This is a genomic window from Pseudomonas sp. ESBL9 (assembly GCF_036668715.1).
GTDB classification, from domain to species: Bacteria; Pseudomonadota; Gammaproteobacteria; order Pseudomonadales; family Pseudomonadaceae; genus Aquipseudomonas; species Aquipseudomonas lundensis.
This window is the reverse complement of record NZ_JAZEVV010000001.1, coordinates 1,098,903-1,108,812: the sequence shown is the minus strand read 5'-3', so window position 1 is coordinate 1,108,812 and position 9,910 is coordinate 1,098,903. Positions and strand designations below refer to the sequence as shown.

Annotated in this window: 8 protein-coding genes and 1 riboswitch; of the genes, 2 read left to right on the top strand and 6 right to left on the bottom strand. The window is 60.0% G+C overall.

Annotation, left to right across the window (positions count from 1 at the left end; genetic code table 11):
• Window positions 1-55: 55 nt before the first annotated feature.
• A complete protein-coding gene (gene metH / locus V6F78_RS04750) occupies window positions 56-3,766 on the bottom strand; it encodes a methionine synthase (RefSeq protein ID WP_094990755.1) in 3,711 nt (1,236 codons plus the stop codon).
• Between the two features lie 152 nt (window positions 3,767-3,918).
• Between metH and V6F78_RS04745 the strand changes: the two genes are divergently transcribed.
• Window positions 3,919-6,225, top strand: coding sequence for a fatty acid cis/trans isomerase (locus V6F78_RS04745; protein WP_047293459.1), 2,307 nt, complete (start codon window positions 3,919-3,921; stop codon window positions 6,223-6,225).
• A gap of 110 nt (window positions 6,226-6,335) precedes the next feature.
• A complete protein-coding gene (gene nfuA / locus V6F78_RS04740; protein WP_047276641.1) occupies window positions 6,336-6,920 on the top strand; it encodes a Fe-S biogenesis protein NfuA in 585 nt (194 codons plus the stop codon).
• A 94-nt stretch (window positions 6,921-7,014) separates the two neighbouring features.
• On the opposite strand, the gene cobM is transcribed toward nfuA, so the two are convergent.
• The 5 genes from cobM to V6F78_RS04715 form a co-directional block, all read right to left on the bottom strand.
• On the bottom strand, window positions 7,015-7,761 hold the full coding sequence (gene cobM / locus V6F78_RS04735; RefSeq protein WP_047293457.1) for a precorrin-4 C(11)-methyltransferase: 747 nt from the start codon (window positions 7,759-7,761) through the stop codon (window positions 7,015-7,017).
• A 75-nt stretch (window positions 7,762-7,836) separates the two neighbouring features.
• Window positions 7,837-8,250 carry a cobalamin biosynthesis protein gene (locus V6F78_RS04730; RefSeq protein ID WP_047293455.1) on the bottom strand — a complete coding sequence of 138 codons (414 nt, stop codon included), beginning with the start codon at window positions 8,248-8,250 and terminating at the stop codon, window positions 7,837-7,839.
• Window positions 8,247-8,948 (bottom strand): CbtA family protein, encoded by a 702-nt coding sequence (locus V6F78_RS04725; protein WP_047276648.1) that lies wholly within the window; start codon window positions 8,946-8,948, stop codon window positions 8,247-8,249. The genes V6F78_RS04730 and V6F78_RS04725 overlap by 4 nt, the downstream gene beginning before the upstream one ends.
• 10 nt (window positions 8,949-8,958) lie before the next feature.
• A complete protein-coding gene (locus V6F78_RS04720) occupies window positions 8,959-9,147 on the bottom strand; it encodes a CbtB domain-containing protein (RefSeq protein WP_047274450.1) in 189 nt (62 codons plus the stop codon).
• A gap of 94 nt (window positions 9,148-9,241) precedes the next feature.
• A riboswitch (cobalamin riboswitch) is annotated at window positions 9,242-9,455 on the bottom strand.
• Window positions 9,456-9,490: 35 nt separating this feature from the next.
• Entirely contained in the window at window positions 9,491-9,850 is a 360-nt protein-coding gene (locus V6F78_RS04715; RefSeq protein WP_047276650.1) for a response regulator, read from the bottom strand.
• Window positions 9,851-9,910: the final 60 nt, after the last annotated feature.

Here is a 9,910-nt window from a genome sequence, read left to right as displayed (position 1 = left end):
CTGTGTGCTGCCGCTTGTTCAGCGACAGGACACAGGCCGCACGGGTGCCGGGGCCTTAGTTGTCGTAACCCAGGTTCGGCGCCAGCCAGCGCTCGGTCACGGCCAAGTCCTGGCCTTTGCGGGCGGTGTAGCTGTCGATCTGGTCCTTGTCGACTTTACCGACGGCAAAGTACTGGGCCTGCGGGTGCGCAAAGTACCAGCCGCTGACGGCGGCAGCCGGGAACATGGCGTAGTGCTCGGTCAGGAAGACGCCGCTTTTGCCCGCCCGCATTTCTTCGGCTTCAGGGTCGAGCAGGGTGAACAGCGTGGCCTTTTCAGTGTGATCCGGGCACGCCGGGTAGCCAGGGGCAGGGCGGATGCCGCTGTATTGCTCTTTGATCAGCGCGTCGTTGCTCAGTTGCTCGTCCTTGGCGTAACCCCAGTAATGGGTCCGCACCTGTTGGTGCAGCCATTCGGCGCAGGCTTCGGCCAGGCGATCGGCCAGGGCCTTGACCATGATCGAGTTGTAATCGTCGCCCGCGTCCTGATAGGCCTTGGCCACTTCTTCTGCGCCAATCCCGGCTGTGGTAATGAATCCGCCCACGTAGTCGGTCACGCCACTGTCTTTAGGCGCAACGAAATCGGCCAGCGAGAAGTTGGGCTTGCCATCGGTCTTGATGATTTGCTGGCGCAAGTGGTGCAACCTGGCCAACGGTTGGCCGCTCTCGTCATACAGCTCGAGGTCGTCATCGTTCACCTGATTGGCAGGCCAGAAGCCGAAGACGGCGCGGGCGCTGATGAGCTTCTCGTCGATCAGTTTCTTGAGCATTTCCTGTGCGTCGGCGTACAGCGCGGTGGCGGCTTCGCCCACCACTTCGTCGGTCAGAATGCGCGGGAATTTGCCTGCCAGGTCCCAGGAAATAAAGAACGGGGTCCAGTCTATGTACTCGGCCAGTACGTTGAGGTCGATGTTGTCCAGCACCTTGGCCCCGGTGAACGTCGGTTTTACCGGCTGATAATGGGCCCAGTCGAACTGCGGTTTTTTGGCAATGGACGCGGCGTAGCTCAGGCGCTCGGTGCGCGCACTGCGGTTGGCGGTGCGCTCGCGGACCTCGATGTACTCGTCACGGGTCTTGTTGACGAAGCCGGCTTTCAGTTCTTTGGACAGCAACTGCGTGGCCACGCCCACGGCACGGGAGGCGTCAGTCACGTAAATCACGGCGTCGTTCTGGTACTTGGGTTCAATCTTGACCGCCGTGTGCGCCTTGGACGTGGTCGCGCCGCCGATCATCAGCGGCAGGTGAAAGTCCTGGCGCTGCATTTCACGGGCCACGTGGACCATTTCGTCCAGCGACGGGGTGATCAGGCCGGACAAGCCGATGATGTCGCACTTCTGCTCCTTGGCCACTTGCAGGATCTTCTCCGCAGGCACCATGACGCCCAGGTCAACGATGTCGTAGCCGTTGCAGCCGAGCACCACGCCGACAATGTTCTTGCCGATGTCGTGTACGTCGCCCTTGACCGTGGCCATCAGGATCTTGCCCTTGGCTTCGGGCTTGTCGCCTTTTTCCAGTTCAATGAACGGAATCAGGTGCGCCACGGCCTGTTTCATGACGCGGGCCGATTTGACCACCTGCGGCAGGAACATTTTGCCCGCTCCGAACAGGTCACCCACGATGTTCATGCCCGACATCAACGGGCCTTCGATGACTTCAATCGGACGCTTGAACGACAGGCGCGACTCTTCGGTGTCCTCAACAATGTGAGTGGTGATGCCTTTGACCAGCGCGTGCTCCAGCCGCTTGTTGACGTCCCAGCCGCGCCATTCTTCGGTTTCGGCTTCTTTGACGCTGCCGTCGCCTTTGTACTTGTCGGCAATCGCCAACAGGTTATCGGTCGCGTCGGGCGTGCGATTGAGCACCACGTCTTCCACCGCGTCACGCAGTTCGGTCGGGATCTGGTCGTAGATCTCCAGTTGCCCGGCGTTGACGATGCCCATGGTCAGGCCCGCGCGGATCGCATACAGCAGGAACACTGAGTGGATCGCCTCGCGCACCGGGTTGTTGCCACGGAACGAGAAGGACACGTTGGACACGCCACCCGACGTCAGGGCGTACGGCAGTTCGTCGCGGATATAGGCGCAGGCGTTGATGAAGTCCACTGCGTAGTTGTTGTGCTCTTCAATACCGGTGGCCACGGCGAAGATGTTCGGGTCAAAGATGATGTCTTCCGGCGGGAAGCCGACTTCATTGACCAAAATGTCGTAGGAGCGTTTGCAGATTTCTTTTTTGCGGGCTTCGGTGTCGGCCTGACCGGCTTCATCGAACGCCATCACCACCACAGCCGCGCCATAGCGTTTGCACAGTTTGGCGTGATGGATGAACTGCTCAACGCCTTCTTTCATGCTGATCGAGTTGACGATGCCCTTGCCCTGGATGCACTTGAGGCCCGCCTCGATCACTTCCCATTTGGAGGAGTCGATCATGATCGGCACCCGGGAAATGTCCGGCTCGCCCGCGATCAGGTTGAGGAAGGTCACCATGGCCTTTTTGGAGTCCAGCATGCCTTCGTCCATGTTGATGTCGATGATTTGCGCACCGGCTTCAACTTGTTGCAGGGCCACTTCCAGGGCTTCGGTGTAGTTGTCTTCACGAATCAGGCGGGCAAAACGCGCCGAGCCAGTGATGTTGGTGCGTTCGCCCACGTTGACGAACAGCGAGTTGCGGTCGATGGTGAACGGCTCAAGCCCTGACAGGCGGCAGGCCTTGGGGATGTCCGGGATCTGGCGTGGCGCATAACCGGCAACGGCGTTGGCGATGGCCTCGATATGGCCCGGCGTGGTGCCGCAGCAGCCGCCGACGATGTTCAAAAAGCCGCTTTGGGCGAACTCTTCAATCACCTTGGCCGTTTGTGCAGGCAACTCGTCGTATTCCCCGAACTCATTCGGCAGACCGGCGTTCGGGTGTGCCGAGACGTAGGTACTGGCTTTGTTCGACAGTTCTTCGAGGTAGGGGCGCAACTCGCTGGCACCCAGCGCGCAGTTCAAGCCCACCGAAATCGGCTTGGCATGGCTCACCGAGTTCCAGAACGCTTCAGTGGTCTGGCCGGACAGGGTGCGGCCGGAGGCGTCGGTGATGGTGCCGGAGATCATGATCGGCAACTCGATGCCCAAGGCTTCAAATACGCCTTGTACGGCAAAAATCGCAGCCTTGGCGTTCAGGGTGTCGAAAATGGTCTCGATCAGGATCAGGTCTGCGCCACCTTCGATCAGGCCCCGGGTGGCCTCGGTGTAGTTGTCCACCAGTTCATCGAATGTGACGTTGCGGTAACCGGGGTTGTTGACGTCCGGTGACAGCGAGCAGGTGCGGCTGGTCGGGCCCAAAACCCCTGCCACAAAGCGCGGTTTGTCGGGGGTCTCAAGGGTCTTGGCATCGGCCACCTTGCGCGCCAGTCGGGCGCCTTCTACGTTTAGCTCGTAGGCCAGCGCCTGCATGCCGTAATCGGCCTGGGAAACTTGAGTGGCGTTGAAGGTGTTGGTTTCGAGAATGTCGGCACCGGCATCCAGGTACGCTTTCTCAATCGAACCAATGACATCCGGGCGGGTGATGACCAACAGGTCGTTGTTACCCTTGACGTCGCTCGGCCAGTCGGCAAAGCGTGTGCCACGATAGTCGTGTTCCTCAAGACGGTAGCTTTGGATCATAGTGCCCATGCCGCCATCGAGAATCAGAATGCGCTCTTTGAGGGCGTGCTGAAGTGCTTGGAGACGAGCGCTGCGGTCAGACATAGGACTACCTGTTAGGGCCATGCAAAAGAGGGCAAATCATAACAAACCTGCGTGGGATTTGATCGTTCGCCGTTTTTCATGAATTTCATTCATGTTGAGGCGAGCCTTCGACGGGTAGAATCGCGACATTTTTAATATCAGGACAATGGCACATGTTTTTTCGCCTCCTCACCGGCGCCGTGACGCTGGTGGTGTGCAGTACAGCGTTGGGCCAAACCCCGCTGGTGAGCCCGGCTATTTCGTACACCCGGGATATCCAGCCGATCCTTACCGAAAAGTGCGTTGCCTGCCACGCCTGCAACGATGCGGCCTGCCAGCTCAATCTCGGGAGCGCGGAGGGCGCGACCCGGGGTGCCAGCAAGGTGCCCGTGTATCAGGGCGATCGAACCACGGCGGTTGCGCCGACGCGGATTTTCTATGACGCCAAAGGTCAACAAGAGTGGCGCAATAAAGGTTTCTATTCGGTGCTGGATGCACAAGGGGCACAAGGGGCACAAGCGGCGCTCATGGCGCGCATGCTCGAACTGGGACACAGCGCCCCCTTGACCCCGAATGCCAAATTGCCTGAAGGCATTGTGCTGGGCCTCAACCGTGAAAACAGTTGCCCGGCCCCCGGCGAATTTAACGACTATGCGCAAAAACACCCCAACGAAGGCATGCCGTTGGCCGTGACCGGCCTGACGGATCAGCAATACATCACGGTGCAAACCTGGCTGGCGCAGGGCGCCCCGGTCGATCAAAACGCCATTAAGCCGACCGCCATCGAGGCGAGTCAGATTGCCGAATGGGAAGAGTTGCTCAATCGCCCGGGGTCGACTGAGGCGTTAGTGGCCCGTTGGCTGTATGAGCATTTGTTCCTGGCCCACGCCTATTTCGACAATGGCGTGCCGGGTCACTATTTCCAGTGGGTGCGCTCGCGCACGCCCAGTGGGCAACCGATTGACCTGATCGCTACCCGGCGTCCCAACGACGATCCGGGCACCACCTTCTATTACCGGATCATGCCGGTGCAGGGGGTGATCGTTCATAAAACCCACATCACATACCCGATGGGTCAGCGCAAGCTGGAACGGGTCAAGCAACTGTTTTATAGCGGCGACTGGCATGCCGCCAAGCTACCGGGGTATGGACCACGAGGGCGCGCCAATCCGTTTGAAACCTTTGAAGCGATCCCGGCGGTGGCCCGTTATCAGTTCATGCTGGATAACGCGGAATATTTCGTGCGCACCTTTATTCGCGGCCCTGTGTGCCGCGGGCAAATTGCGACTGACGTGATCCGCGACAACTTCTGGGCGGTGTTCCAGGAGCCCGCCCGCGACCGTTACGTGACCGATGCGGCGTACCGCGGCAAAGCCACGCCGTTACTAGCGATGCCGGGGCAGATCGACGATGTGGGCAGCATTATTTCGCTGTGGCACAACTACCGGGACAAGCGCAACGAGTATGAAGACCTGCGCCAGGCAGCGTACGCCGACATGCCGCCGCCGAGCTGGTCGACCCTGTGGGCAGGTAATGACAACGCGCTGCTGACCATCTTCCGGCATTTCGACAGTGCCAGTGTCAGCAAGGGGCTGGTGGGTGAAATCCCGCAGACCTTGTGGCTGTTCGATTACCCGCTGCTGGAGCGCACCTACTACCAATTGGCCGTTAACTTCGATGTGTTCGGCAACGTCTCGCATCAGGCCCAGACGCGTCTTTACTTCGACCTGATCCGCAACGGCGCCGAGGTCAACTTTCTGCGTTTGATGCCTGCCGACGCGCGGGCCGCCATTCTGGGCGACTGGTATCAAAACAGCGGCAAGCTGAAGATGTGGATGGACTATCAGAAGATCGACACGGACACCCCAACCGGTATGAAGCTGGACCCGACCGACCCGAAACGCGATTTTGCCCTCAAGTTGATTGAGCGCACCGGCACCCTGAATGCGCGGCCGGACCCGATCAACCGCTGTACGGGCGCTTATTGTTCGCGGCCGAACATCCCGCGTGCCTTCCAGTACGCCGAGCAATCGCTGAGCCGTCTGACCTCGCGTCCTGCCGCCGGCTTACCGGTCATCAACCAATTGCCCGAAGCCACCATGCTGCGTATCGAGAGTGCCGACGGTAAACGTGAGATGTACAGCCTGTTGCGCAACCGCGCGCATACCAACGTGGCCTTTATGCTGGGCGAGGAATACCGCCTGCAGCCGGGGCTGGACACGCTGACCATTTACCCGGGCGTGCTCAGCAGTTACCCGAACTTTATGTTCAACATTCCGGCCGATGAGGTAGAGGCTTTTGTCGAGGCGATGGAGGCGAGCCAGGATCAAACCGCGTTTGAGGCCATCGTCCAGCGCTGGGGGATTCGCCGCAGCCACCCGCAGTTCTGGCAGTACTTCCATGACATTGGCGAATACATTAACCAAACCGATCCTGTAGAGGCGGGCGTGCTGGACATGAACCGCTACGAGAACCTGTAAAGGTCATTTGTTTCACCCACGTGGGGTGCGGCTTTCCTGACAAAAATACTAGGACTTTGTCAGGCGCGCCGATTGGCGTAAACTGCGCCCCATGTCTGCGAGGAGATTCCATGAGCGCCATAACGATTACCGACGCCGCACACGATTACCTGGCTGATCTGCTGTCCAAGCAGAACTCCCCGGGTATCGGCATCCGCGTGTTTATCACCCAACCCGGCACCCAGTACGCTGAAACCTGCATTGCGTATTGCAAGCGCGATGAAATCAAACCAGAAGATACCGCGCTGGGCCTGAAAAGCTTCACCGCCTGGATCGACGCGGTCAGCGAGCCGTTTCTTGAAGACGCCGTTGTGGATTACGCGACCGATCGCATGGGCGGGCAACTGACCATCAAGGCGCCTAACGCCAAAGTGCCCATGGTCAACGCCGACAGCCCGATCAACGAGCGCATCAATTACTACCTGCAAACCGAGATCAATCCCGGTCTGGCCAGCCACGGCGGTCAGGTCAGCCTGATCGAAGTGGTAGAAGACGGCATTGCGGTCCTCAAGTTCGGCGGTGGCTGCCAGGGTTGCGGTCAGGCCGATGTGACCTTGCGTGAAGGGATCGAGCGCACCCTGCTGGAGCGTATTCCCGAGCTCAAAGGCGTGCGTGACGTGACTGACCACTCGCAGAAAGAAAACGCCTACTACTGATTCATCAGTCCCAAGGTGTTCGCTGCGCGCTCTATAAAAAAACGGTGCCCCGTGAGCACCGTTTTTTTATGCCTGCCGATTGAGCGCAAGACCGCTACGGGCGATACAGATGTGCGTGACCAGCGCGGTACAGCGACGATTCGCTGAAGCTGTCGTTGGCCAGCACGCGACCGACCAGGATCAACGCCGTGCGCCTGAACCCTTTGGCCTGAACCTTCTCGACAATGTCAGCCAGGGTGCCGGTGGCGGCGTCTTGATCCGGCCAACTGGCACGGTGGATGACGGCAATCGGGCAATCGCTGCCGTAATGGGGTGTCAGTTCGTCGACGATCGAGGCAAGGTTCTTGACCCCCAAATGAATGGCCATGGTCGCTTGATGACGGGCCAGACTCGCCAGTTCTTCGCCCGCGGGCATCACGGTCTTTTCCGCGTAGCGGGTCAGGATCACCGTTTGCGAAATATCAGGCAGGGTCAGCTCCGCTTCGAGCAGGGCGGCGCACGCGGCGGTCGCCGTGACCCCGGGGATGATCTCAAACGCAATGCCCAGCGCCCGCAGGCAGCGGATTTGCTCACCGATGGCGCCATACAGGCTAGGGTCGCCGGAATGGACACGGGCCACGTCTTGACCTTGAGCGTCAGCCGACTGGATCAGCTCGATGATTTGTTCCAGATGTAATTGGGCGCTGTTAATCACCTGCTCGGCCTGATGACCCTCCAGCACGGCGGCGGGCACCAGTGAGCCGGCGTAGATGATGACGGGGCAGCTGCGGATCAGACGCTGGCCTTTGACCGTAATCAGCTCTGGATCGCCGGGGCCGGCACCGATGAAATACACAGTCATGGCAGTCTCTTGAACGATGCGAAATAGAGCGCCGCTTGAACAACGCTCATAGTGAGGCGGCGAAGTATCGCCTGATTATTGCCGGGTCGCTAACGCAAACGTCGCGTTATCAGAGGTCTGGCGCGTGACCCGCAGCGTCGCGCGGTCCCCGCTCAAGCACTCGCAGAGCGCCAGTGCCGCGCTTTCAGCCACCCCGAAACAGCCGGTGTGGGTGAACGAGACGGGGGACCGGTGACTGAGCCGGGGGGCAAACGCGGCAAGCTGTTGCGCGCTGAAGACGTGCAAAGGCCGTTTCAACTGTTGCGCCAGCCGGATCAGACCGGGTTCGTCCCGTTTGCCATCAATACTGGCCAAGGCCCGGACTTCGCTGAGCGTGATCCCGGCATGGCTCAGAGACGCCTGGATCAGCGTCAACAGTTCTTCAGCGCTGCAGCCGCGTCGACAGCCCAGCCCCACCACGAAGGTGGGGGCGGTGGGCGCGGCGGTCATGCAGCGTACTGGCCATCAGCTTTGCGTCGGAACAACCACGCGCTGATCACCCCCAGCGCCAGCCAAAACACCACATTGGTCAATTGCGAAGCCATTTTGAACTGGGTTTCGAGGGCTTGCGGGGCCAGGCTTGAGTGAACCTCCGGCTGGGGGGCGCCCAGGACATGGGGGATCACCAGAATCACCACCCCGAGTACTTTCAGTGCCCAATGCTTGCCAAACACCACCAAGGCAATGGCCACGGCAGTGGACGCTGCGGTGCTCACCCACCAGACCTGACGTTGCAGCAAATCTGCCGCAGCGGTGCCCGGCAGCTCGGGCGGCAGGCCCAGCGTCGGCGCCAGGCAAAACGTGGCATACCCCGCCAATCCCCAGAGCACACCCTGAGAGGTGCGGGTCGGGCTGCGCAGTGTGTACAGGCCTGCGAGCATCAAGGCAAACCCCACAGCGACCACCAGGTTGCCGCCGGTGGTGGACAACACGCGCTGCCAGCCATCCTCCGGCTCCCAGGCCTCAGCGTCATGGGTATGGGCAGCCATGTGGGTGTCAGTGTGTGTATGCGCGGGCGTCTCGGCGGGCTTTTCGAAGGTTTCAGCTTCGAGAATCAGCGGCGTCACCCACAGGCTTTGCAGCACGGTCAGCAACAGGGCGGCCAGCAAGCCCGTAAAACCGGCAGTTTGAGCAATGCGCTTAATCATGGCCGGGGTCTCAATGGCAGGGGAAGGCTGAACTGTGACGGGTGTCGTGCGCGGCATTGTGTACCGCGTCAATGTGAGAAAAGCCCGCGAAGTAAACCAGAAACGCTCCCAGCACGGCAGCGCCGACAGCCGCAACGATGCGCTGGCTTTGGGTGGACGTGGACGTTGCAGACTGCGTACGGCTGGTGCTGATGGACATGGCGCTTCCCTCGGGTCAGACAGCGGGGGAGAGGCGCAAGAAAACCCCGCGAAGAAGATCGCAGGGTTCAACAGCGCCCGCCCACCGCAGGTTTGTCATTGGATGTGAACAGGCCGGTCTCCGGGCTCACGAGGGGTTCAAATCATTGAACCGCTGAACATCGCCTTCCCATGCCTGGGCACAGTGGTTGTGATGTTCCGCTCGCTTACCGTTGCGGGGGCAGCACCGGACTGATCAAGGCGATGAGCGCCTGACGCACCGGTTTCCCGTTTCACCCTGTGAAGGGCACCTGATACAAGATGTGTAGGAGAGCATGGCAGCGGGGGAGGCGTCAATTCACGTGTCAGGAAAGTATGCTCTTGACCTTGTCGCGTAACTGATCAATTGAAAAGGGCTTGCCGATAACGAAGGCGTTGTCAGGCTTAGCCAGGCTTTCGGCATACCCGCTGGCAAACAGCACCGGTAACGTGGGCCGCAAGAGCAGTGCCTGCTCAGCCAGTTCACGGCCGTCCATGATCGGGAGACCGACATCGGTCATGAGCAGATCAATGACCAGTTCGGTGTTCTTGATGAACGTCAGTGCTTCTTCGCCGCCATCTGCCTCCAGCACAGTGAATTCCAATTCTTCCAGCACATCCACGATCAGCATGCGAACAATGGCATCGTCTTCTACAACGAGGATGGTGGAGGGTGTTGCAGGCATAGTGGGTATCCCGAAAAGTGGTGAGCGCGGTGAAGCCAAAACGTATCGACTTGCCTTATG

Bases quoted from the DNA above. Each gene is read 5' to 3' on its own strand.
- metH (WP_094990755.1), bottom strand. From the start codon at position 3,766: ATGTCTGACCGCAGCGCTCGTCTCCAAGCACTTCAGCACGCCCTCAAA.
- V6F78_RS04745 (WP_047293459.1), top strand. From the start codon at position 3,919: ATGTTTTTTCGCCTCCTCACCGGCGCCGTGACGCTGGTGGTGTGCAGT.
- nfuA (WP_047276641.1), top strand. From the start codon at position 6,336: ATGAGCGCCATAACGATTACCGACGCCGCACACGATTACCTGGCTGAT.
- cobM (WP_047293457.1), bottom strand. From the start codon at position 7,761: ATGACTGTGTATTTCATCGGTGCCGGCCCCGGCGATCCAGAGCTGATT.
- V6F78_RS04730 (WP_047293455.1), bottom strand. From the start codon at position 8,250: ATGACCGCCGCGCCCACCGCCCCCACCTTCGTGGTGGGGCTGGGCTGT.
- V6F78_RS04725 (WP_047276648.1), bottom strand. From the start codon at position 8,948: ATGATTAAGCGCATTGCTCAAACTGCCGGTTTTACGGGCTTGCTGGCC.
- V6F78_RS04720 (WP_047274450.1), bottom strand. From the start codon at position 9,147: ATGTCCATCAGCACCAGCCGTACGCAGTCTGCAACGTCCACGTCCACC.
- V6F78_RS04715 (WP_047276650.1), bottom strand. From the start codon at position 9,850: ATGCCTGCAACACCCTCCACCATCCTCGTTGTAGAAGACGATGCCATT.